Origin of the sequence: Streptomyces sp. NBC_01268, assembly GCF_036240795.1 — a bacterium.
GTDB lineage: Bacteria > Actinomycetota > Actinomycetes > Streptomycetales > Streptomycetaceae > Streptomyces.
In genome coordinates this window covers 7,009,152-7,032,423 of the sequence record NZ_CP108454.1, presented here as the reverse complement: position 1 = coordinate 7,032,423, position 23,272 = coordinate 7,009,152, and the positions used below count along the sequence as shown (strand labels likewise).

19 protein-coding genes are annotated in these 23,272 nt (G+C 73.2%); 2 read left to right on the top strand and 17 right to left on the bottom strand.

Annotated elements, in window-relative coordinates; all coding sequences use genetic code 11:
• Positions 1-13 precede the first annotated feature (13 nt).
• On the top strand, positions 14-1,117 hold the full coding sequence (locus OG309_RS31670) for a trypsin-like serine peptidase (RefSeq protein WP_329426086.1): 1,104 nt from the start codon (positions 14-16) through the stop codon (positions 1,115-1,117).
• Here the strand turns inward: OG309_RS31670 and OG309_RS31665 are convergent.
• The 16 genes from OG309_RS31665 to OG309_RS31590 all read right to left on the bottom strand — a co-directional run bounded on the left by OG309_RS31665 (position 1,104) and on the right by OG309_RS31590 (position 18,748).
• Positions 1,104-2,666, bottom strand: a complete 1,563-nt coding sequence (locus OG309_RS31665; RefSeq protein ID WP_329426085.1) for a hypothetical protein — start codon at positions 2,664-2,666, stop codon at positions 1,104-1,106. The two genes, OG309_RS31670 and OG309_RS31665, sit on opposite strands and share 14 nt — an antisense overlap.
• The gene (locus OG309_RS31660) at positions 2,663-6,376 is read right to left on the bottom strand and encodes a hypothetical protein (protein WP_329426084.1); all 3,714 of its coding nucleotides are present in this window, start codon (positions 6,374-6,376) and stop codon (positions 2,663-2,665) included. The genes OG309_RS31665 and OG309_RS31660 overlap by 4 nt, the downstream gene beginning before the upstream one ends.
• 16 nt (positions 6,377-6,392) lie before the next feature.
• The gene (locus OG309_RS31655) at positions 6,393-7,367 is read right to left on the bottom strand and encodes a hypothetical protein (protein ID WP_329426082.1); all 975 of its coding nucleotides are present in this window, start codon (positions 7,365-7,367) and stop codon (positions 6,393-6,395) included.
• Positions 7,368-7,378: 11 nt separating this feature from the next.
• On the bottom strand, positions 7,379-7,996 hold the full coding sequence (locus OG309_RS31650) for a hypothetical protein (protein ID WP_329426081.1): 618 nt from the start codon (positions 7,994-7,996) through the stop codon (positions 7,379-7,381).
• Positions 7,993-10,209 (bottom strand): hypothetical protein, encoded by a 2,217-nt coding sequence (locus OG309_RS31645; RefSeq protein ID WP_329426080.1) that lies wholly within the window; start codon positions 10,207-10,209, stop codon positions 7,993-7,995. The genes OG309_RS31650 and OG309_RS31645 overlap by 4 nt, the downstream gene beginning before the upstream one ends.
• Positions 10,206-11,516 carry a baseplate J/gp47 family protein gene (locus OG309_RS31640; protein ID WP_329426079.1) on the bottom strand — a complete coding sequence of 437 codons (1,311 nt, stop codon included), beginning with the start codon at positions 11,514-11,516 and terminating at the stop codon, positions 10,206-10,208. Before OG309_RS31640 ends, OG309_RS31645 begins: the two co-directional genes overlap by 4 nt.
• Before the next feature lie 3 nt (positions 11,517-11,519).
• Positions 11,520-11,918, bottom strand: coding sequence for a hypothetical protein (locus OG309_RS31635; RefSeq protein WP_329426078.1), 399 nt, complete (start codon positions 11,916-11,918; stop codon positions 11,520-11,522).
• A 14-nt stretch (positions 11,919-11,932) separates the two neighbouring features.
• Positions 11,933-12,277, bottom strand: a complete 345-nt coding sequence (locus OG309_RS31630) for a hypothetical protein (protein WP_329426077.1) — start codon at positions 12,275-12,277, stop codon at positions 11,933-11,935.
• Positions 12,277-13,980 carry a hypothetical protein gene (locus tag OG309_RS31625; protein WP_329426076.1) on the bottom strand — a complete coding sequence of 568 codons (1,704 nt, stop codon included), beginning with the start codon at positions 13,978-13,980 and terminating at the stop codon, positions 12,277-12,279. The genes OG309_RS31630 and OG309_RS31625 overlap by 1 nt, the downstream gene beginning before the upstream one ends.
• Entirely contained in the window at positions 13,977-14,327 is a 351-nt protein-coding gene (locus OG309_RS31620) for a hypothetical protein (RefSeq protein ID WP_329426075.1), read from the bottom strand. The genes OG309_RS31625 and OG309_RS31620 overlap by 4 nt, the downstream gene beginning before the upstream one ends.
• 76 nt (positions 14,328-14,403) lie before the next feature.
• A complete protein-coding gene (locus tag OG309_RS31615; protein WP_329426074.1) occupies positions 14,404-14,904 on the bottom strand; it encodes a hypothetical protein in 501 nt (166 codons plus the stop codon).
• Between the two features lie 3 nt (positions 14,905-14,907).
• On the bottom strand, positions 14,908-15,177 hold the full coding sequence (locus OG309_RS31610; RefSeq protein ID WP_329426073.1) for a hypothetical protein: 270 nt from the start codon (positions 15,175-15,177) through the stop codon (positions 14,908-14,910).
• A 2-nt stretch (positions 15,178-15,179) separates the two neighbouring features.
• The gene (locus tag OG309_RS31605) at positions 15,180-15,572 is read right to left on the bottom strand and encodes a hypothetical protein (protein WP_329426072.1); all 393 of its coding nucleotides are present in this window, start codon (positions 15,570-15,572) and stop codon (positions 15,180-15,182) included.
• A gap of 21 nt (positions 15,573-15,593) precedes the next feature.
• Positions 15,594-16,730 (bottom strand): hypothetical protein, encoded by a 1,137-nt coding sequence (locus tag OG309_RS31600; protein WP_329426070.1) that lies wholly within the window; start codon positions 16,728-16,730, stop codon positions 15,594-15,596.
• Positions 16,731-16,912: 182 nt separating this feature from the next.
• A complete protein-coding gene (locus OG309_RS31595) occupies positions 16,913-17,713 on the bottom strand; it encodes a hypothetical protein (protein ID WP_329426068.1) in 801 nt (266 codons plus the stop codon).
• Between the two features lie 327 nt (positions 17,714-18,040).
• Positions 18,041-18,748 carry an HAD family hydrolase gene (locus tag OG309_RS31590; RefSeq protein WP_329426067.1) on the bottom strand — a complete coding sequence of 236 codons (708 nt, stop codon included), beginning with the start codon at positions 18,746-18,748 and terminating at the stop codon, positions 18,041-18,043.
• 98 nt (positions 18,749-18,846) lie between these two features.
• On the opposite strand from OG309_RS31590, the gene OG309_RS31585 reads away from it, so the two are divergent.
• A complete protein-coding gene (locus tag OG309_RS31585) occupies positions 18,847-19,443 on the top strand; it encodes a carboxymuconolactone decarboxylase family protein (protein ID WP_329426065.1) in 597 nt (198 codons plus the stop codon).
• Positions 19,444-19,519: 76 nt separating this feature from the next.
• Here OG309_RS31585 and OG309_RS31580 read toward each other — a convergent pair whose 3' ends face one another.
• A complete protein-coding gene (locus OG309_RS31580) occupies positions 19,520-22,645 on the bottom strand; it encodes a DNRLRE domain-containing protein (protein WP_443067605.1) in 3,126 nt (1,041 codons plus the stop codon).
• Between the last annotated feature and the right edge of the window lie 627 nt (positions 22,646-23,272).

Below are 23,272 nucleotides of genomic sequence, written 5' to 3'. Positions count from 1 at the left end.
GAGGTGACGGGAGATGGGCTACGGATCACGCGGCGGCTCGCACGGCGGGTCACCGGTCGCGACCGGACCCGAACGGGTCTTCGGCGATCTGCGCGAGGTGGCCGCCCGGGTCCGGGCGGGCCTGGAGGCGGAGATCGAGTACGAGGAGTCGGCGGCGGAACTGCCGCCCGGCGTGGCCTCCGCGGCCCAGATCGCCAAGTTCGCGCAGGAGGAACGGTCCCGGGTCCTGGAGGCGGGCGTCTCCGGCCTGGAGAAGCTGGCCGACGGCCGGGCCGACGAGATCGACGACGACGAGTACTTCGGCGTGGAGGCGATCGTCCTCCTGGAGGGCCGGCCCGCGATCCTGGTGCAGGGACAGGACTTCCCCTCCCAGCCGGGCGACTGGGCGGTCCTCGACGCGAGCCGGCCGGCGATCCACGAGTCGATCGCCCGGGTCGGCCGGGTCGAGGTCACCGGACACCCGAGCCTCGCGTGGATCGGCACGGCGTTCCAGGTGGGGCCCGACGCGGTGATGACCAACCGGCACGTGGCCGCCGAGTTCAGCCGCGCCGAGGGAGCCGGCTGGACCTTCCAGCAGGGCATGTCCGCCCGGATCGACCCGGGCGAGGAACTGCCCGCCGCCCAGGCCCCGGGACCGGTGCCGACCCCGGCCTCCCTCCCGTACGAGATCACCGAGGTGATCGGCATCCACCCCGAGGTCGACATGGCGCTGCTGCGGATCGCCCCGCCCGACGGCGAGCAGCTGCCGACCCCGCTGGCGGTCGCGGCGGACGCCCCGGCGAGCGTGCCGGGCCGGCCGGTGTACGTCGTCGGCTACCCGGCGTGGGACGGGCGCCGCAACGAGCCGGAGTCGATGCGCCGGATCTTCATGGACATCTACAACGTGAAGCGGCTCCAGCCGGGCATGACCACGGAGTTCACGCCCGGCGGCCGGGTGATGAAGCACGACTGCTCGACGCTCGGCGGCAACAGCGGCTCCCCGGTCTTCGACCTCACCGACCACCGGGTCCTCGGCCTCCACTTCGGCGGGCGCTACCGGATCGGCAACGTGGCCGTGCCGCTGTGGGAGATGGTGGACGATCCGCTGCTGGCGCAGGCGAAGGTCAACTGGGTGTGACGGGCGGGGCGTCGGGCCCCGGAGGATCGTGCCGCTCGTGTCGCTCCCTGAGCCTGCGCGCCGTCTCCCGCCGGACGCGGTCCTCGTGCGGGCCGGGTCCGGGGGGCAGTCCGAGGGCCCGCGCCAGCTCCTCGGTCTCGCCGGGGACGAGCGGCAGGTCGCCCTCCTCCAGTGCCGTGGCGAGCCCGCTCCGGCACAGCGCGGAGGTGCCCTTGTCCCAGGGCCCGGCCACGAGGACGTCGGCGCCGCCGCCCAGGCCGAGCAGGGCGCCCTCGGCGGTGAGCACGGCGTGCGGCCCGGCGAACAGGAAGCGGATCACGTCCGCGGCCCGCAGTCCGAGGGCGCCGAGGTCCGCCGGGCCGACGCGCCTCAGGGTGAGCGGGCCGGGGTCGGCGAGCCGTCCGGGAAGGCTGAGCAGCATGAGGACCAGCTGGCACAGGACGCGCCCCGCGAGGAAGAACTCGCCCTGATCCAGCTTGTCCACGTAGAGCTCGCGCAGCTCCCTCGGGCCCCGGGAGGCGACCACCAGCGGATGCTCGACGCAGTCGGCGGTCGCGTCCCAGAACCAGTGCCGGTCCCGTCCGGGCCCTTCGGGGCGCACCGCCTCCGCCAGCACGCGGACGCACTCGACGACCTGGTCCAGGTGCTCGTCCGCGCCCCACAGGACACCGCTGAACAGGCCTGCCCCGTCGGCGCCTTCGGGGACGCGCGGCCTGACCGCGCCCGTGTGCTCGCGGACGGGACCGAGGTCTCCGGTGCACGCGAGGATGCCGGACGGGACCGTACCGGTGTCCTGGGTGACGACGCGGAGCCCGGTGTCGTGGCGGTGCCCGTCCGCGGTGACCCGGTGCACGGCGTACCCCGCGCCGGGCACCGGCGTCGCCGCCGGGCCGAGGCGTTCGCGGGCGACCGGGTCGAGGTAGAAGGCCCCGGGGCCGAGCCGGTCGGCCACGGTCCGCCCCGGGCCGGTGTCGCCGAGCGCGGGCACCAGCGCGACCTCGGTGGAGCCGACCGTGAGGTCGTCGAGGGAGATCCTGCCGAGCGGCGCGTGCTCGAAGCCGTCCCCCATCCGGGTCCGCAGGGTGGCGAGCCGCTCCGGCGCCCACTCCCCCGGGCGGGCAGGCGGTGCGGGCGCGTCCCAGGGGCGTGCGCCGCCGCCGAGGTCGCGCGTACCGCTTCCGGTGACCTCGGCGGGACCGAGGCCGCCCGCCGGGCGGCCGACGGGCCCGGTGGCCGGCACCCCCGGGCCGTCGCGCAGCGGCACGGTCACCGGGCGGCCGGCGTCGGCGTAGCTGGGCACCTCGTAGCCGTCGCCGGAGGTGCCCTCGCCGGGCGGCCGGGGCGGCGCCGCCGCGTCGCGGGCCCCGTCGGGTGCGGCTGCCGACGTCGGCGTCGCGCCGGACGTGCCGTCGCCGAGCGTCCGTACCGCGTCCGACAGGGCCTGCCGGACGGCGCTCTCCAGGAGCCGTGCGGTCTCCGGGGAGATCCCTTCGGGCCGGGCGGGCACGTCGGGCGGGTGGAAACGGCGTTCGCGGCGGCCGGTGTTCACTTCACCCTCTTTCCGGCGATGATCCGGTAGACCGTGCTGACGTCGTCGGCGGTGATCTCGAAGACGATGTCGGGGTGCCGGGCGCTGAGCCGGGCGAGCACCCCGCCGCGCGGCCCGCCGCCGAGTCCGGAGGCGCAGACGGTGCAGACCTCCTGGTCGACCCGGACGTACACGGTGTGCCCGCGCGCGGCGGCCCGTTCGGCCTCGGTGAGGCGGGCGAGGCGCGCGTCGATCTGCTGGCCGACGTCCTGCTCGGCGTGCCCGTGGGCCTGCGGCACGACGACGTTGTCCGCCGGCCGGATGTCATGGGTGGCGTCGTACGAGCCGAGGGCGCGCGGCGATCCGCCCGTGAACAGCTCCCCGGCGAGGGCGGGGATGTCGGAGCGGGCGACGGCGATCGTGCCCTCGTACCCGGCGGCCGCCTTGTCGGTCGGCTCCAGCCAGTACGTTCCGGCCCGGGTCTTGATCTTGACCCACCCGGCGCGCTCCCGTTCGGACCGCTTACGCAGCCCTGCCGCCACCTGCCGCCGTCGCTCGGCCTCCACGGCGACGCGCGCAGCGCGCAGGTCCTCGCGCAGCCGCGCCTGTACGGCGGGATCGGTGGGGCGTTCGGGCTGGTACGGGCGCTTGGCACCGCCCCACTCCGCGTCGAGCAACTGCTTGGCCACGGGGTCGTGGGCCTCGCGGGCGCGCAGCTCGTCGATGCTCGCCGTCTCGTACCACCGCCGGTCGTGGGCCGCTTCCCGGTCGGTGAGCGAGGCCTCCCTGAGGCGTGCCCAGCTCGGCCAGGTGGAGACGGGCGGGGTCCGCCGCCGTACGGCCTGAGCCGCGGGGCTCGCCTCTTCGGTGACGGGAGCGGCCTCCGTGACAGGAGCGGCCTCCGTGACGGGAGCGGCCTCCGTGACGGGCGCAGCCTCCGTGACAGGCGCGCCCTGCGAGACCGGCGCGGTCTCCGTCACGGGCGCGGCTTGCGACACCGGCGCGGCCTCCGTCGCGGGCGCGGGCGCCGGGGTCTCGTGCGCCGACGTGATGCGCGCGGGGACGCGGGACTCGGTCCCCGTGGGGCGCGCGTGGGCGAGCCCCTCCGCCGCCTCGTCGGCACGGGCGCCGAGCGCCCGCGCCCAGGCCTGCGCCTCCGCCTCCGGGAGGCTCTGCCCCAGGGCACTCTGCATCCGTCGCCGGGTCAGGGCCATGGCCTCGGCCCACTGTTCGGCGGTGACGCCCTCGGCACTGAGGAGGCGGGTCAGCAGGGCGGCCTTGATCACCGTCGGCCCGGTCCGGGTCAGGAGTGCGTGCAGGAACGGCTCGACGGTGAAGGCGGCGACGATGCCGAGGACCGCGGGGAACTCCATGGTGGCCACATAGGCGTCGATGCCCGACGAGCGTGCGTCGACGATGTCGTGCCCGAAGGTCACCAGGACCGCCCCGGCGGCGCCGCCCACCGCGCCGGCGCCCAGCTTGCCGGTGATCCAGGCGGCGATCCGGGCGCGCAGCAGGGCGCTGCCGATCCGGCTGCCGGCCCAGCCGCCGAGCCCGCCGCCGATCCGGTAGCCGACGGTGCCGAGGTAGCCGTCGACGGCGGCGGTGAGGAACCCGCCGGCGGTGGCCTCCTCCTGACGGCGCAGGATCTTGTACAGGTAGACGGCCTCCGAGACGGTGATGCCGAAGCCGATCTGGCCGATCCCGCCGCCCAGCCGGACGAGGGAGGCGACGACGCCCGCCTCCCAGGCGAGGGCGAGTCCGCCGATGGCGACCACGGCGAAGCCCGCGATCCGGTAGGCCTCTCCGGCGCGGCCGAGTCGCCACTCCACGAGCCGTGCCTCGAACGCGCCGACGGTCTCCCGCAGGGGGCCGACGGCGAGTCCCCACCCGGCACCGGAACCCTTCTCGCGCGAGACGATCTCGAACCCCACGTCGTAGGAGGGCAGTCCGTGCTCCTGGGTGGCGTACACCTCCACGAGCCTGATGCCGAACTCGATGTCGACCTTCTCGAAGTCGTCGGCGGTGATATGTGCCGCCCGTGCGGCCCGCTCCATCGCGACGGAGAGGAACTCCCCTTCCTCGTAGCTGTGTTGGTCTCGCCCGGCGAGGATGTCCTCGATCATCCGCTCACGCTCGACGTCGAGCGCGGCGAGCAGTGCCTCCGCTCTGCCCGGTTTCGGGCGCGTGACGGTGCGGGTCTTCTCGTAGAGGAGGTCGACGTCCCCCAGGAGCTGCCCGGCCAGCACGGTCCCGTCCTCCCGCCGGTCGAGCTGGACGGCCCCCCGCAACGTGCCGCCGACCGTGTAGGCGTGGGCGGTGGTGACCGCCCGCTCCTTGGCGAGGGTGGTGCGCAGGGCGCGTACCCGCCCGTGACGGGCGTACCGGGTGGTCTCGCACTGCTGGAGCAGGCGCAGCCGCAGGTCGAACCGGCGGGTGGCGTCGGCCGCGTCGAAGAACTCGACCAGTTTCCCGTGCCGTTCGATGCTGTCCAGCACGTACGCGAAGAGGCCGCCGAACCGGCCGCCCGCCTGCGAGAGGGTCTCGGCGAGCACCGTGTCGAGCGCGGCGCCGAAGCGGTCGTCCCCGATCAGCGGGACGAGGCCGCCGGCCAGCTTCCGGGCCTGCGGCCGGAAGACCGCGGCGCCGAGGGTCTCGGCGCTGACATCGAGCAGGGCCCGGCAGTAGAGCACCCGCTCGCCCTCCGCATCCGGCCACAGGATCTCCTGCCGCACGGAGTCGGGCACGCCGGGCAGCGCGTCACCCTCGGCGACGAAGAGGCGGGAGGCCGGTTGGAGGTGCGGGTGCCCGTCGAACGCGTGCCGGTCGAACAGCGCCAGGAGGAGCTCGCGTTCGATGCCGGCGGGGGTGCGCACCGCGTTCGAGGCGGCGCGCAGCACGGCGGGCTGGGTCGCGACGGTGATCGGCTCGCTCCCGAACTCCTCGGCGTACCGGCTCCACGGGACGCCGGTGGCCCGTTGGAAGACGTCCGGGTCCACGCAGAACCCGGCCTCGCGCACGGTCACCCCGACCCAGTTGGGGCGACCGAGGACGGCGACCTCGGTGAGGTCGACGTGCGGCAGCCGCATCGCGGCGAACACGGCGTGCCGCAGGGGCACGTGCGGGATGCGGGCGGCGACGGTCCCGCTCTCGTCCGCCTCGGCGAGCCGCCCCAGCAGGGTCTCGGACGCGGAGAGCGCCCAGGCCTGATCGCTCTTCCCGCCCTTCTCCGCGGCGGCGTTCCTGGCCATGAGCTCCTGCCCCAGCGCCTCGGGCACGTACGCCGTGTCGAGGCGCACCAGCCAGACGTCGACGTCGCGGACGGTCCCGGCCAGCCCGCGGTACAGCACGGCCTGGGGGAAGGGCTGCCCCAGCACCTCCCCCACGTGGCCGAGGAACCGGTCCACCTCGACCCGCGCCCGCACGGTGCGGACGACGGTCCAGGGCTCCCGGCGGCGCACGGGGACCTTGGTGCGGCGGCCGGCGCCGGCGTACGAGGGCAGCGCGTAGCCGTCCTCCACGTCCCGCTCCGGCTCGTGGAGCTCCTGCGCCCCTGTGCCGTCCGCCGTCGCCCAGGGCGGGGTCCGGTGCCCGCGCCCGACCTCGCGCTCGGCCTGCGCGAGCCGCCGGGCGACGAGCGCGGTCAGCCGGCGGGTGAGCGCGGCCAGCTCGTCGGGTCCGGGCTCGCCGGTGAGGGTGATCCTCACCGGCACGTGGACGTGGATCTCCATCGCGGTCGGGCCGGGGCTACTCGGTGACCAGGAGCATCACGCGCAGCGGGCAGCCGACCATGTCGCCCCGTTCACTCCACAGGGCGATGTCGAAGGTGTAGAGGCTGCCGAGGGGGGCGTCCTTGGGCAGGTCGACGATGAGGTCGGTGTCGATCCGGTCGGGCCGGTCGGGGGCGAACCTGAAGCGGGTGTCGAGCCCGGGGATGAAGTCCGAGCTCAGCCCGAAGACAGGCGGCTCGGTGCCGACCGTGATGGGCACGGTCCCGCTGGAGGTGCTCAGGCCGACCTCTCCCCTGGCGAGCCCGGCCTCGGTCGACACGACACGGGGATGGTGCACGAGCATGTCGAGCTGGCCCGGGCTGGGCTTCGTCGTCACGTGCTCGGCGGTGACGAGGTAGAGCATGTCGCTCACCGGCGGCGGGTACTGCGTCGTGGGGACCTTCGACGACGTTCCGGGGCCGTGCGGGGCGTCGTTCAGGACGAGGTTGCGCTGGGCGTGGTGCGCGTTGTTGACGGGTTCGAAAGTCTCGAACGCCCCGACCTCCTTGCCGTCCGTGCTCGTGTAGACGTTGGCGGCGATGCAGAAGTGCCCGCCGCTCGTCTTCTGGTAGTCGGAATCAAGGGGCGTCCACTGCGGCGGCACTTCGATCTCGACGACGGCCCCCGGATTGATGTTCGTCGGAGGCGCGAGGTTGAACACCGCCTGTTTGGCCGAGGGGGTCATGGCGCCGAACCCCGGTGGGAACAGGTACGCCTGGATCCGGACGTCCTGCATGAGTTCCGGGCCCTTGTTCTTGACCCGCACCATGACGAGGGTCTTCAGGCCCACCCGGGTCGTGTTGCCGTCGACGTGGTCCTGGGGGTGGTTCGGGTCGGGGAAGGTGCGGATCCAGAGGCCGTCGTTGTCCCAGAACTTGGGTGTGTTGCTGTCGGGCCACGGCCGTACGCCGTCGTCGGTGTCGGACATGCGGATGTAGAGGTGGTCGGTCATGGGGCCTCCGTTCAGATTCCGAGGTAGGAGAGCTGGATGCTCGTGATGCCAAGCGTGGTTCCGGCGGGGGCGTTCGCCACGTACGCCTCGATGAAGTAGCGGTACGTGCCCATGTCCACCCGGTTCCGGTCGGCCGGCACCTCCGCCGGATCGCCGAAGGGGCCGCCGGAGCACGACACCTGGGCGACCGTTTCGAGGTTGGTGGAGTCGGCGAGCGGAATGCGGTGGAGAGTGACCTGCAAGGGGCTGGTGGCGCTGTTCTGTCCCGTGGCGCGCAGCTTGCGCAGGACGACGCCGTCGGGCGGCGTGACGCTCATGATGCCTCGGACGGGCAGGAGGTTCCCGTCCTGCCTGATCGCCACGCCGTGGCCGTCGATGGTCCACGGCGGACTACCTTCCACCGGGACGAAGGCCGGCGCCAGCGTCAGCTTCCGCTCGACCAACGGCCGCTGCCCCGCCGCCTTCAGCCCCACGTCGACCTGCCCCACCACCTTCGACAGGTTCTCCAGGTCCCTCTGGATCGCGTCGAAGCGCACGTTGAAGCCGTTCTGCCCGCTCGCGGCCACGCGGTCGCGGTTGTCGACCCACGCCACGTGTTTGAAGGTGGGGCTGAAGACGATGTCGGTCACGGGTTCCCTCCGGGCAGGAGACGGGTGACGACCTCGACGCCCAGGGGGCGCAGGTCGTCGAGGAGTCGGACGATCAGGGTTCGGGTGGCGGGCGGCAGGGTGTGGCCGGCGAGTTCGGGGCGGAGCCGGACCGTGAACTGGTAGGCGCCGGTTCTGTCGCCCATCCGGTAGGAGGCCTGCACCCAGGCGGGGCCGCCGTGTTCGCCGCGGACGGACATCGCGCCGGGGGCGGTGGTCAGGAGGGTCGCGGCGCCGTCGCCGGTGGACCAGCCGAGGACTCCGGCGGCGCCGATCTCGGCGGGCGAGGGTGTCACGGTCAGGGGCACGGTGGTGCCGATCGGCAGGACGTCGCGGAAGATCCCGGGGGCGGTGACCCTGACCGGGTCCCGGTGTTCCTGGGAGACCGTCACGACTCCCCCGGCGACGCGGACGTAGCTGAAGCCGGCCCGGTGGGCGAGCGCGCCGAGCGTTCCCGGGGGCAGGCCCGGGTGGCTGAGGCGCAGTTCGCGTGCCTCCTTGGCGAGGGGGCTCGCCGTCGTGCTCAGGTCCCTGCGGACGGCCAGCTTGCCGGTGGTGGCCGGAGGTAGGAGGGCGATCAGCGCGTCGAGGTGTTCGGCGACCTCGCGCCGCATCCGGTGGGTCTCCGCGTCGGTGCCGTACTCGGCGTGGGCGGGGTCGTCGTGGCGTACGAGGAAGGCGGGATGGAGGCCCTCGCCGGGCGGCATGGTGGGTGGTGGGGCCGGGTCGAGGGTGCCGTCGGCGCCGATCGCGGTGGTGTCGGCGAGCGTGACGGGACGGACGACGATCTCGCGGGTGGCGGAGGCCGTGAGGTCGGCGAGGCGGAGTTCGGCGACCACGACGACCCGGCCGGCGGCCTTGCCGCGGAGGACGACGGAGCTGCCTTCGGTGGGTCCGACGAGTTCGGCGCGGCCCGCGCCGCCGCGCAGCACGTACCAGCGGACGAGGGAGCCGGGCGGCGGGGTGAGGGGCCGTACGGAGAGGGTGGTCGTCCCGTCGACGGGGAGGGTGCCGTCCCCGGTCTCCATGCCGAGGAGCTCGCCGGGGGCGCATTCGGCGTAGGCGAGTCCGTCCGTGCGGTGGGTGACCAGGTCGAATCCGGACCAGTGGGCGAGGGCGGCGATCCGTTCGGTGGGGATGGTGTCGTGGCTGAGGAGGACGGCGCGTCCGGTGGCGCGGGCGTCGGTGGCCCTCGGGTCGTATCCGGCGTGCACGACGGACCGCGAGGCGAAGAGGTTGAGGCGGGCGATGGCCGCGGCGACGACGGGCTGGACGAGGAGGGGGTCGGGGGTGCCGGGGAGGGGCCGGGACTCGGCGGCGAAGGGGGACAGGGCGACCAGGAGGCCGGGATGGAAGACCTCCTCGACGGGGGGCCGGGGCAGGTCGGTGCCGACGGTGCCGAGCAGGTCGACGCTCTGTCCGGGCGGCAGGTCGAGGGGGGCGACCCGCAGCGGCAGCAGGCCGCGGCGGAGTTCGGCGTCGGTGTCGTCGAGGACGAGGGGGTCGGCGACGCCGTCGACGGGTCCGACGGCGTCGTTGAGGGCGGCGAGGAGGCCGGCGGGGGTGGGCAGGGTCCAGCGGCGGGCGACGGTCAGGCGGCGCCGGTAGGCGTCGTCGGTCTCGCCGGGGGCGCGGACGACGCCGAGGCCCGCGCCGTTGCGGTCGAGGTGGATGCCGAAGGCGTGGGCGACGGTGCGCTGGGCGGCGGTGCGGGAGAGCTGGCGACGCAGGTGGTCGCGTTCCCAGCCGACGGCCCACAGCAGCCGGCCCATGGTGCCGAGGAGGGCGGTGAGCTGCCACCAGTCCTCCTGGGGTCCGGCGAGGGCGGACTGGATGCCGGTGAGGATGCCGGTGCCGTCGGGGAGGGGGACGGAGGTGCCGGCGGTGAGCCCGTCGGGCACGGGCAGCGACAGCGCCGGGCCGCCCCGTACGCCGAGGGTGACGGTGGTCCCGGCGGGGACGTCCTGGCGGGCCTGGAGGATGTACAGGGGCCGGGGCGTGACGCCGAACTGCGCGGTGTGCAGCTGGAAGTCGTACGGGGCGACGGCCGTGCCGCGCACCACGAGCCGCAGCCGGTCGGCGCCGCGCGCGAACGGCACGGTGAGCCGGGCGGCCATGTCGGCGGCGGCGAGCCGCGGAGGGTCGGGCACGGCGGCCGGGGCGGCGGGCGCGACCGGGACGGCGGGGGCGCTCATCGGCCGACCACCTCGATGCTGCCGAGGGCGGCGTCGGCGGCGAAGACGGCCATCTCGGTCGGCCCCATGGCGAGGGACTCGCCGATGGCGGCCTCGACGATGCCGAGCTGGTAGGGGACGCCGCCGAAGCCGAAGCGGCCGAAGGCGGGCGGGCAGCGTCGGAGGTGGAGCCGGCGGACGTCGTCGACGCCGGGCTGTTCGGCGACGGCGCACATCACGCGGGCGTAGAGGACGTCGTCGCCGAGCCGGAGACGGCCGATGTCGGCGGTGAGGCGTGCCCGGATGCGGTCGATGACGGTGGGGCCGTCGAAGCCGGCGGCGAGGACGATCTCGGCGCGGACGGCGACGTCGATGTGGTCGGCCTCGACGATGTCCACGTGGACGCCGATCGGCCGGACGCGGTCCACGGCCGCCTCGACGAGCTCGTACACGCCGGTCACGGAGCCCGGGGCGGGCAGGGTGCGCCAGGGGCGCAGGCCGCGGTGGGCGACGGCGACCTCGGCGAAGTACGGTTCGCCGACCCGGCGTTCGTCGCTGAAGGTGCGGCCGCCGAAGTCGAAGCCGCCGAAGTAGGCCTGGGAGACGTCGATGCCGCCGAGCGGGTCGGAGACGCGGGCGTCGATGACGTCGGGCACGCCCAGGGCGGCCTGCCGGACGCTCTCCACGGTCCACAGGGCGCGTGGGAGGGCGATGATCCGGGCGCGGTAGGCGTCGTCGTCCTCGGGGATCAGCTCGTCGAAGGGCGCCGGGTTGGTGACGACGAGCGCGGCGGGCGGCCAGTCGGCGAGGTACTGGGCCCGGTGCACCGGGTGCACGTCGTCGACGGTCCCGGCCGCGACCGGGGCCTCCCCGGGGTCGACGGCGAGGACGCGTACGGTACGGGCGGGGGCGGCGGCGGTCAGTTCGACGGGGGCGGTGGTGGCGAAGGCCCGGGCGGGGTCGCCGTCGCCGAGCAGGACGGTCGCCTCGGGCACCACGTAGGTCCGGCCGGGGACGCCACCGGTCAGGGTGAGGGCGACGGTCCCGGCGCGGCAGGCGGCGTGGCGGGCGAGTCCCGCGTCGTCGCCGAGGAGTTCGAGGGCGGCGCCGTCGGCGGTGGCGGTGAACTGCCCGTAGTAGAGGGCCTCCATCCGCTTCCACAGTTCGGCGTCCTCCTGGGCGACCACTTCCAGGATCTTGCCGAGGGGGCTGGTGGGAGACAGGTCGACGTCGGCGCCGAGCGCGGCCCGGGTGCGGGCCTTGCTCTCGGCGAGGATCACGTCGAGACCCTTGAGGACGAAGCCGTCGGGGGTCACGCCGTACGCCATGGTTCACACCTCCACTTCGGCGGTCAGGGCGGTGGTCCGGCCGTCGAGGGCCTCGACGCGGACCCGGACGGTCAGGACCCGGTCGGCGGGGTCCTCGGTGAAGGCGACGTCAGCGACCTCCCGCACCCGTGGGTCGGCGGCCAGGGTGCGGACGATCTCCAGGCGCAGCAGGTCCTTGAGGACGCGGGTGCCGCCGGGGTGGGTGAAGGCCCGCCCTGCGCTGAGCCCGTAGCGGTGGTCGCAGCGGTCGCTGCCGTACGGGGTGAGCAGGCGCAGCGTGAGGGCCTGGACGAGGTTGGCGAGGCCGCGCACCTCGGCGAGGCCGGTGCCGCGGACGACGAGGTCGCCGTCGTCGAGGAGGAGGCTGTGACCGAGGGGTTCGAGCGGCGCTTGGGGTGGCATGGGCTTGCGGCTCCTCAGTCCGTACGGAGCAGGGTCTGGCCCGGGTCCTCGACCTGCCAGGCGAAGGGGAGGACGGGGGTGGCCTGGGTGGTGCCCTTCGCGGTGGCGAGGGCGACGGGGGTGCCGCTGACCTTGAGGAGGCGGCTGGCGCCGACGCTGACGGCGGTGATCTTCACGCAGGGCGTCTGGCCCTTGCTGACGTCGGTGTTGGGGCAGGCGGGGACGGTGGCGGTGAGCAGGTCGGTGACGAGCAGGGCGGGGGCTCCGTCGATGGTCAGCGCGCTCTGCGAGGCGGTGGTGAGGACGGTGGCGCCGTGGGCGCACGTGAGGACGGAGGCGGTGGTGAGGACTTCGGGCATCACGTCACCTGGACCGAGGCGCCGTCGAGGGACAGGCTCACGGTCCCGTTGGTCAGGGTGATCCCGCCGCCTTCGGTGCGGACGGTGACGGCGCCGGCGGCGTCGATCTCGATGGTGGTGCCGGTGTGGTGCTCGATGGTGATCGAGTCGTCGTCGGGCGGGGTGGGGCGGGTGCCGACCTGCGGGAGCTTCGGCGTGCCGACGAGGATGTGCAGGCCGCGGGCCTGGACGATCCGGCCGCCCGTGGCGTCGGTGAGGTCGTTGACGCCGGGGCCGGTGGGCTGCCCGTCGGCGTCGGTGCCGGTGGGCAGGGCGAGCCAGTAGTCGCCGGGTTCGGGCGCGGGTGCCCGGGCGCCGGGGGTACGGGGCCAGAGGTAGCCGACGACGGCGGCGTCGTTGACGAGGTTGCGGTTGTGGGCGAGCAGGGCCCGCATGCCGGGGTAGACGGGCGTCATGAGCCCGCACGGGCCGAACGCGAAGGGCGCGGCGACGGGCTTGTCGAGCAGGACGTCGTCGCCGACCGGCCCCGTGACGCTGGGCATGGTCATGGAGGGCGGCGGCGACTGCCCGTAGCGGAGGGAGACCTGGTGGCCCGCGCCCTTGTAGGCGCTGACCTCGCCGACGTCGACGGAGGGGCGGGCGAGCAGGGCGCGTTCGGCGCCTGCGTCGAGGCGGTCGGTGAAGGCGCGGACCCCGTCGACGGCCTCGACGGACTCCCCGGCGCGGGCGGCGACGAGCTGCACCTCGCAGACGTACCCGGTGCGCACGCCGAAGCGGTGCACGAGCCGGTTGACGCGGAGCGTTCCGGTGGGGGCGTCGGGGAAGCGGTGGAAGGTGGCGACCTGGCCGACCCGCAGGTCGGGGTGGCCCAGGACGACCAGGTCGAAGGAGTTGCGGACCGGCGGGCGTTCCTCTCCGGGGGCCACGACGAGCGTCTCCTCACCCTGCGCGTCGCCGTACGAGACGAGGTTGACCTCCGGGTCGAAGGCGACCGGGGCGGGGTCGTCGGTGCCGACGGCCGGGCCGATGAGGACCCTCCGGTCGCGGATGACGACGGGGGCGCGGGCGGTGCGGGCGAGTTCACGGAGCGCGTCGAGCGCGGTGGGGTTACGCACGGTGTGGTCGGCGAGCCGGGTCGCGAGGGCAGAGCCTTCGGCGAGGGTGAGGCCGGCGGCGTGGACGACCTTGTCGGCGAAGTCCAGGGCGTCGGTGGACTGGGCCCGGTGGACGGCCGCGGAGGTCATGCGCAGCGCGTAGCCCCCGGCGTCCTGGCCGGTGAGCCTGACCCGGCTGAGGCCGTCCTCGGCGACCCAGGAGGTCAGCTTGACGACCCGGCCGGTCATGACGGGCCGGCGGCCGATGCCGGGGTCGTCGAAGTAGCCGAGTCGTACGGTGGCGGCGAGCGGCCGGCGGGCGAGGGTGTCACGGAGCGTCTTGACGGTCTCGGCGGGCAGGTTGACCAGGACCGCATCGAAGGTGCTCGCGACGGCGCCTTCGCCCATGGTGACGGTGATGTCGGCGTCGAGGACGAGGGAGCCGCCGAAGACGTCGTTGGAGACGGTCAGGGGGAGGGCGGTGAGGCCGCCGAGGCCCGCGAGCGGGCCGGCCTCGGTGGCGGCCGCCTCGGCGAGGCGGCCCGCGGCGGCGACGTCGGTGCTCTCCTCCTCGGCGACGGTGAGGCTGTAGCGGATGGCGAAGCTCACCGGGCCGACACCCCCGCGAGGACCTTCGAGCCGTAGCTGCCGGTGCCGTTGAGGTTGCGGACGTCGACGCGGGCCTCCCGGAAGACGAGCCGAAGCTCGCCGGCCGGGCAGGGGAGGTCGCGGACGGCCTTGCGGCGCAGCAGGGGGACGAGTCCGCCGGGTTCCTCGCGGGATACGGCGATCACGAGGAACGGGCCGCCGCCGAGCAGGTCGAGCACGCCGCCGGCGGCCACCGTCTCCTCGGCGGCGTTGACGTACAGCTCGATCCGGTAGACGCGCTCGCCGAAGCGCAGCCGGAAGGACTGCGGGAATCCTTCGTCGGCGTCGACGGGCAGACTCGCCTGCATCGGGGCCTCCTCTCGGGACGGGGCGGCGTTCTCGTGGGGTCGGGATCGGGATGGGGGTCGGGGTGGGGGGCCGGGCTCAGAGGAGCGGGGGGCCGGGTGAGCGGGGTACGGCTCCGGGGGCGGGTACGGAGGGGACGCCGGCGCTCCCGGCGGCCAGCGCCAAGTCGGCGGCCTCGCCGGCCAACGCGCTCAGGCTGGAGCGGGGCACGTACTGGAGGGTCATGGACAGGTCGAAGGCGTCCCGCTTCTGCACGCTCTGCGCGAACCGCAGGTCGGTGATCTGCATGTCGAGGCTGAGCGTGAGCCCGCAGACGACGGGGATGCCGGTGGCGGCGAGCGTCGGGCCCGCGGCGGAGAGCAGCGCCCGTGAGGTGAGGGCGAGCACCTCCAGCGCCTTCTTCGTCGCGAACCGGTCCGGGCCGAGCAGCACCGCCTCGACGGTCAGGGTCTTCGTGGACGGCTGGGTGGCCTGGGAGAACCTGCTGCCCAGGATCCGCTCGACCCGGTACCCCTCGGTCATGGTGATGCTCTGCACGTACAGCAGGGGGATCGTGCCGACGAGCACCTTGTCCGCCACGGGCTATCCCCGGCTGCCGAGTTCACGGTCGAGTTCCTCGAAGACGTGCGCGGCGATCCGCCGGACGTGGTGGTCCTGGAGGGCGCCGACCACCTCCACCTCCACGGGGAAGTGGTAGTGGACGACCTGTCCTGCGTCGCTCTGGTGCGACACCACGGCCTCGCTGCCGGGGGCGGGCACGATGTACTCGCCCTCGTGGACGAGGGCGATGCCGGTGCGCTCCACCCGGTCGCCGGCGCGGGCCGTCGCTTCGGGGGCGTCGTCGGGCGTCATGGTCAGTCCTCCACGCCGACGTTGAGGGCCATGCAGGTGAAGGTGGCCTGCGGGACGCCGTCGACGGTGATGTTGCTGGGCTGGGCGGCGCTGACCACGCAGCGGCTGAACTTGAGCGAGGAGAACGCCCAGTCGGTGCCCTTCTTCTCGGCGACCGCGATGGCGAACTCACCACCGTTGACGGCGAGTTCGGTGAGATCGGCGACGGCCGACGCGATGGCCGGGATGGTGAGCGTGAAGGTGAAGGTGAAGGGCTGGCGCACATAGCCGACGCCGTCCGCCTCCAGGCTGTGGATCACCGTGTGCGGCACGTTGAACGACGGGGAGAAGTTGGTGATCGGCGAGATCGTCCGGCCGGCGAGTTTCACTTCCAGCCGGGTGTTCCAGTCGGACATGGGGACGGCTCCTTGGTCGGATCAGTCGAACTTGAGCGTGATGTTGATGCGGTGGATCGCGCCCGCGTAGTCGACCCGCACCATGGCCTCGGCGGCGCGGTCGGTCTGGGCGGCCTGGACGAGGGCGTCCTCGACCGGGGTGCGCTGCGGCTTGTCGAGCAGGGAGAGGATGGGGACGACGATCTCGTACGCCTCGATGACCTCGGACCTGCGCAGGGGTTCGAGGACGGTCTCCATCTCCGCGACGAGTCCGCGCAGGCCGGAGCGGCTGATCCGCAGGTTGCCGATGGTGCCGATGAGCCGAGCCTTGAGCCGGAAGGTGATGTCGTCGACGGTCCGGACGATGTCGATGTACTTCTTCCCGCGGGGATTGCCGGTGTAGCCCTCGCCGAGGTAGACGCCCGCGCCGGGGATGAGCGGCGGGTCGACCAGCCAGTTGACGCCCTTGCCGGCCGGTCCCGCGCTGTTCGGGCCCTCGGAGTCGTTCAGCTTGACGAGGTCCGCGGCGGAGAACGCGTCGGAGCGCACCTTGACCCTCTTCAGGAGCAGGGAGACGTGCGGCTCGTGGCCCGCGATGGTCCCGGCGACGGCGGCGGCGACGTCCTCGTCGCTCTTGTGCGCCACGTAGACCATGCGCTCGGTGACGAGGTTGCCGGTCACCACGGCGGGGTCGGCGGCGCCCTTGGCGAGCATCGCGACGCCGATGCGTTCCATGCCGTCGGCCGCGGGGGCGGCGACGTGCTCGGCCAGCTTCGCGATGCCGGGGGTCGGCGCGACCGGGCCGCCGCCCGGCGGAGCGCTGAGGGTCAGTTCGGTGTCGGCGACGACGACGATCTGCACGTTCAGCGTGCCCACCTTGGTGAAGGCGTCGTCGTGGGCGTTGGACTGCGCGAGCCGTACGCCCCAGACCTCGCTGGGGCCCGGCTCCTGCACGAGGGCCGTCGCGATGGCGTCGCCGAGGGGCCCGGCGGCGATCCTGCGGGCCTCGTTGACGTCGGTGAACAGGTAGGGCGTGTTGGGCGGGAGGAAGTCCGCGGGCGGGTTGGTCGGCGGGGTCGCGACGCCGATGACGGCGATGTTCCCGTAGGCGCGGACGGCGGGGGCGAAGGGGACGCCCTCGGTCTTGACGCGGACGTAGCGGACGGGACTGTCGGGCATGGGACCTGCTTCCTTCCGGAACGGGGACGGTCTTCGGGGCTCGCCGGTCGGGATCGGGCGGGGCGTCGGCCCCGGAGGGTCCCCGGGCGGCAGTGCGGGAGCGGCGATGCGGAGGCGGTGGCGCGGAGGCGGCGGAACAGGAGCAGCGGCGCGGAGGCGGCGGAACGGAGGCAGCGGTCGCGTCAGGTCAGGAAGAGCGCCGCGATGCCCGCGCCTTCGAGGAGGCTCTCGATCTGCGCCTGGGTGAGCCCCGGCTGGGCGGGCGGCTGCGGTACGGGGGCGGGAAAGGCTGCCACCAGCGCGTACGGCGCGACGCGCGTCCCGAAGGCCCCCGGCGACAGCGGGCGGTCGCGTGCCGCGGCGGCGACCAGGCGGGCCGCCCGTACCGCACCGGCGACGTCGTCGGAGGCCCCGACGACCACGGCGGCGTCCACGGCGACGGTCCGACGGTTCGCGGGATGCCCCGGGTCGAAGACGGGCGGCCGGCGCAGCCTCACCTCGGTACGGAGGTACTCGCCGGACTCGCGCAGGTCCTCCACGGTGACGAGACCGTGGCCGCGCATGAACGCGTCCAGGTCCAGGAAGCGGAACTGGGCGCGGAACTCGTCCAGGGTGGCGTACTCGTCGACCGCCTTGACCACGAGGGAGTCGAGGCCGCCGGGGTCGGTCTCGGCGACCACGTCGATCTCCAGCTCGGCGAGGACGTCGATCCACACGGGCTCGGGCGTCTCGCCCGACCAGGAGAAGTCGGCGAGGGTCGTGCCGGGGACGACCTGACTCCAGCTGCCCCGTCGGGAGTCCGGCGGGAACAGCGGCCACTGGGCCGAGACCTTGCGGACCCGCAGCGCCGCCACGGAGTCGATCCGCTCGTACTCCAGCTCGTGGGTCCGCTCGACGAGGAACCGGGCCCGGGGTTCGAGCAGCGCGCCGAGTAACGCCGGGTCGGCGAGCCGGACCATGGCCCGGTCCTGGATGACACCCATGCACGCGTCCTTTCGCGCCGCGGCGGACCGCGGAGCGAGAACGCGACTCCGGCGTGCGGCAGGACATAGGGACGCATGTCCGCACACCCTCCGACAAGGGCTTCTACTCCGTGCGGAGGAGAAGAGACACCGATCGGGCGATTGCGCTCCGATCGGTGTTTTCGAGGGCCTCCCCCGCCCCTTCGGGTGAGCGCGCGAGCAGGGCGCGAGGTTGTGCGCCGGAGCGCACGCCCCCGCTCACCTCGCGGACAACTTCCCTTCCCTCAGGCAGACCTGAGGCCACATCACCTCAGCCGGAAACCCACGCCGGCGTCAACACGGGTCCCTTCAGGCGCGGCCCGCGTCACCCAGCAGCCCGAAGACCGGACGCAGGCCGTCGGGCCGCCGGTCGACGGGGAGGTGGTCGACGAAGTGCACCCGGGCTCCGAGCGCCAGCGCGCCGCCGTCGGCGGTACGGTCGTCGCCGACCATCAGCGTCTCGGCGGGGGCGAGCCCGAGCCCGTCGCAGGCGAACCGGAAGATCTCCGGGTCCGGCTTCTGGACGCCGACCTCGTAGGAGAGCGCGTAGAGGTCGACCCACTCGTCGAGACCGTGCGCGCGGAACACCGGCCGGAGGTCCCAGCCGATGTTGCTGACGACGGCGACCAGCACCCCGCCGCGGCTCAGCTCGCCGAGCGTCCGCGCGGTGTCGGGGTACGGATGCCAGGCCGCCGGGTCCATGTGCCGGTCGTACAGGGCGCGGACCAGCTCCGGTTCGGTCACCCCGGCCTCCTGGATCAGCCCGGAGTACGCGGCGCGGTGCCGCTCGGCGTCGAGGTCGCGCTCGTCCCACAGCTTCCGCAGCCGCGCCGGCACCTCGCGCGGCGACGGGCCGCCGGGCAGCGCCCCGTACCGGGTCAGCCGCTCCACGGCGTGGCCGAACTCGTCGCCGGACAGCCGCGCGCCCGTGTCGGACAGGACGGCGTCCAGCCAGTGCGCGGTGGACTCGACACGCAGCAGCGTGCCGGAGAAGTCGAACATCACGCCTTTGATCATCCCCCGATCGTAGAACGCCCGGCCGGGAACTCGGGAGAGCCCGGCGACGTTATACCCCCCATGGGTATGCCGGTGCGGTGTGCCGAGGAGGAGGCAAGGTGCGAACGGAAGACGAGACCCAGGGCGTGGCACGGGGCACGGCGTCGGGCGGGACCCCGGGCCGGGCGCGGCGCTTGGCCGCGCTCGAACCCGAGCAGGCCACCGGGAAGGCGCGCGAGCTGCTCACCGACATCGTCGAGCGGCACGGCTCGGCCGGCGAGATGGTCTCGACGATGGCGCACTCGCCCGCGCTCATCGAGGGCTACCTCAGCCTGTCCCGGGCCATGAAGCGGGTGAAGATCCCCCGGGCGCTGAGCGAGAAGCTCTCCCTCGCCGTCCAGGAGTGGATCGGCTGCGGCACCTGCCGCGAGGCGCATGCGGCCGCCGCTCGGGCCGCCGGGCTGAGCGAGGCCGACATCGAGCTGGCCCGCCAGGGCACCTCCACGGACGCCCGCGAGGCCGCGCTGATCGCCGTCGCGCTCCGCGTGCTGGTGGAGCCGAGCGCCCTGGGCGACGAGGACGTGGCCGGGCTGCGGGCGCACGGGTGGAGCGACCGGGTCATCGCGGAGGTGGTCGGGGTGGTGACGCTCAACCTGCTCACGGGGGCGTTCAACCTGCTGGCGGGGATCCAGCCGGAGGACGAGGAGCTCGGCTAGGACGGCAAAAGGGCCGCCCCGGATCGTTCCGGGACGGCCCTTCCTGTGGATCGGGTCCTGCGGGGTGCCTACGGCATCAGCCGAAGGCCTTGATGGCGTTCCAGTCCACCGACAGGACGACCTTCACGGCGCCGTTGGTGTTGGTGGCGGACGGGTAGTAGACGCGCATCTGACCGTCCTCGAAACGGGCCCAGAGGTCCGGGATCCTGTCACCGTTGACGTCGGGGATGCCGACGATCGCGGTCACGTGGGCCTCGGTCCAGTTGGTGCCGTACGTCTGGTCACCGTTGAGCGAGTTGGCCGACACCATCAGCGAGTTGATGTCGACGCTGCCCGCGACCGCGCCCGGCTTGCCGTGGCGGATGTAGATGGTGCCGCTGTCCAGGCTGCGCCAGAGCATGTCGGGGGTGCCGTCGAGGTTGATGTCGCCGACGTTGACGATCTCGCGGCGGGCCCAGACGGTGCCCTCCATCAGCGTGGCGGTCTGGAAGGTCGCGCCGGTGTAGCCGGAGAGGAACCAGAAGGCCGTGCCGACGCGGACGACCACGTCCTGCAGCTTGTCGCCGGTGATGTCACCGACGGCCTTCATCTGGATCCAGTCCTTCGGGTCGGGCATGTTCGCGGGCAGCCGGATCCTCAGCCGCTTGTCCACGTTGAACGTGCCGTAGCCGTCACCCGGGTAGAGCCAGAACTTGCCGTCCGGGGTGCGGGCGAAGACGTCGGTCGAGCCGTCGCCGGGGTAGGCGTCCTGGTAGTGCGAGATCAGCGCGGCCTTGCCGGTCGTCTTGTCGAACCAGTGGCCGGACGGGTAGAGCTTGTTGTCGCTCGTGTACGAACCGGCCATGCCGCCGTACAACTCGCCGCCGGGACCACCGGCGTACGAGATCAGGTTGCCGTTGGCGTCGATGACCAGGAGGTCGGCGATGCCGTCGCCGCCGACGTCGCCCGGGCCGTCGCCGGTGTCACGCGGCGGGACGTAGAAGGCGTAGTCGGTGCGGGCGCTGACGTTGCCGAGCGCGTCCAGGGCGAAGAGGTGCAGCCAGTTGGGGCCGGCGTGCGGCGGCGCCAGGTTCGGGACCGTGTAGGAGCCGTTGACGGCGGTCACGTCGGGGCCGTAGAAGCCCTCGAAGCCGTAGCGGAACTTCGCCGCGCCCGCCGAGCTGAAGGTGATCGCGCCGGTCTGGCCGAACTTGACGCTCGCCCAGGTGGCCCCGTCGGAGGTGGCCCGCTTGAACGGGGTCGTGGACTCGTCCACCGTCGGCGCCGGCGGAGCCGAGCCGTCGATGGTGATCCGGCAGGGCTCGTCGCCCGGCGGGTAGTTGTTCGACCCCGCACCCGCGGAGTCCTGCGCCTGGGCGTCCCACGAGTAGGTCGCCTTGTCGTCCAGCGGGAAGGTGACCGGGACCGTGTACGAGACGGTGCCGCCGGCCGCCGGGGCGGGGACGAGCCAGCCGGCCGGGACGGTGCCGCCGGTCTTCCAGAAGCGGAAGCGGACCTGCTTCAGGTTGTTGTCGTCGTCCTTGGCGGTGACCTTCAGCGTGATGTTGGTCTTGCCGACCGTGACGCCCGTGCCCGGACCGGGCACGCAGGCGCCGCCCGGGGTGGTGGTGCCGCCGGTGGGCTCGTTCGGGGCGCGGTTGTAGTCGGCCTCCAGGACCGCGGAGGTGGCCCTGAACTTGCGCCAGGTCTGCGTGTCCGACTCGGCGGTCGTCTTCATGCCGAGGGTGATGTTCGACCAGCCGGCCGTCGCGGCCTTCTGGACCGCGTCCATCACGGAGAAGGACTCGTAGTCGTCCGGGCAGGAGGTCGAGGACCAGCCGTGCGCGAAGGACTTGGTGTCCTGCACGGTCGACCAGCTCGGCTGCGCGTTCCAGGTCGTACCGGAGGAGATGGAACCGGTCAGGGCGAACTGGAACGTGCGGGTGGTGCAGGACCACGAGTGGTTGTTCAGCACCTTGAAGTCGGCACGGGTGAACGCGGCGCCCGCGATGCCGGTGGGGAACCCCATCCGCCAGAAGGAGCGGGCGGTGCCGCCGGTGTCGCTCTCGTGGCCCACGCGGGCGTCGGAGGTGCCGGAGGAGAAGTTGGTGCCGTTGAAGAAGCTGGTGTTCGGGTACGGCTTGTACGCGACCGTCCACGCCTGCCACGGACCGTTGATCGGCGGGTCGATGAAGACGGGGTACGTCACGCCCTTGCGGGCGAGGAGCCCGGACGCGGCGACGCCGAGGCCGAGGCGGACGGAACCGGTGTTCTCGCCGACCAGCTCGATCGGGAGCGGGGCGGCCTCGGCACCGGGCTCGATGCCGGTGAGGCCCGACAGCTTGAGGACGTCGGCCGGGGTGGCGGTGGCGGTGCGGTTCGGGGTGCCCTGGGGCAGCTCGGGGTCGCGGCCGCTGGAGTCCCAGGCGAAGGGGGTCGGAATGGAGCCGACCTCCTTGCCCTTCTTGTCGAGGACCTGGACCCGGCTGGCCTTGGTGTCCTGCCGGAAGGTCGCGGTCGCGGAACGCAGACCGTACGAGACGGTCTTCAGCTGCTCCTGCTGCGCGGCCTTCTCGTTCTTCACGACGAGGACCTGGGCGAAACCGCCCTCCTCACGCGCGACGAGCAGCAGGTCGACGCCCGGGAACACCTCGGAGTACAGGGCGCGCGGGCCGTCGAGCACCGGCTCGGGCAGCGCACCCGGCCAGGTGTAGGCGACGGTGTGGCCACCGAGCTCGATCTCGGCCAGGGGCGTCTCGCCGGGGGCCTCGCTCCGGACGAACGAGCGGTCGGCACGGCCCTTGTCGGGGCTGCCGCTCGCGAAGCGCACCGGGATTGCGGCGTTCGCGGGTGCGATGCCGAGACCCCGCGGGGCCTTCGCGGACCGCTTCAGCCTGTTGTCGATCGGGGCCCACTCGCCCTCGGCGTTCTTCGCCCGGGTCGGCGTCGCGGTGATCCGCGAACGCAGCTGCCCGTTGGGCAGGGCCCAGGTCAGCGAGGTGGCGGTGGTGGCGGTGTCGATCAGCACCTGCTTGCGGGTGCGAATGGCCTGAGCCATCGCGGTGGCCTCGTCCTTGAGGCCGGTCGAGGCGGGCTTGGCCTTGGCGGCACCGCCGGCCACGGCGGGTGCGGTGCCGGCCGGCTGCCACCAGGGCAGCAGGGCGGCGGTGAGGGCGGCCAGTACGAGGCCGAGGGTCAAGGACAGCCGTGTGCGCGTGCGCACGAATGGGCTGAGAAAACGAGGCGGCGCGGTCACGGCGGTCTCTCCCGTGTGGACCAGGCGGATCAGGGACAGCACAAACAGCCCCGTACGGCGGACCGAGGGGCAGAAGGCGGGCAAACAATCACACGCCGGGGTTCGCCAGTCCACAAATGAGAACTTTATGAAGACGTTATCCATTCGGATGAACGCACCATAGTGACGCCCGAATTGACACGAACCACCCGGTACACCCCCCCTAAATCCCCCTCGGCGAACCTCATCTGACGTTTAGTCCGCTTGCGCGTGATCACCCCGATTCACCCCATCCTGCACTGTGATCCACTTCACCGGAAATCACCCTCCGTCACCATGAGTGACCTTGATTACGCAGTGTCGATGACGGAGAGTGCCGACGCGCGCACCTCGACAGAGGTGCGCTCTTTGGTGTTTCCGCACCGAGTTTCCTCTTCCTTTTCTTTTTCTTTGCGCTGGGTGGGAGTCGACGCGTATGCGTGCTTCAGGTCCGCTGTCATGGCTGGGGCGGGGACGCCCAGCCATGACGGAGTCACAACGACGGCGCCGGCGGCGAAGCCGCACGGCGACCGTCCTTCTGTTGTCCTCGACACTGACGGTGACGAGCCTCGGCGG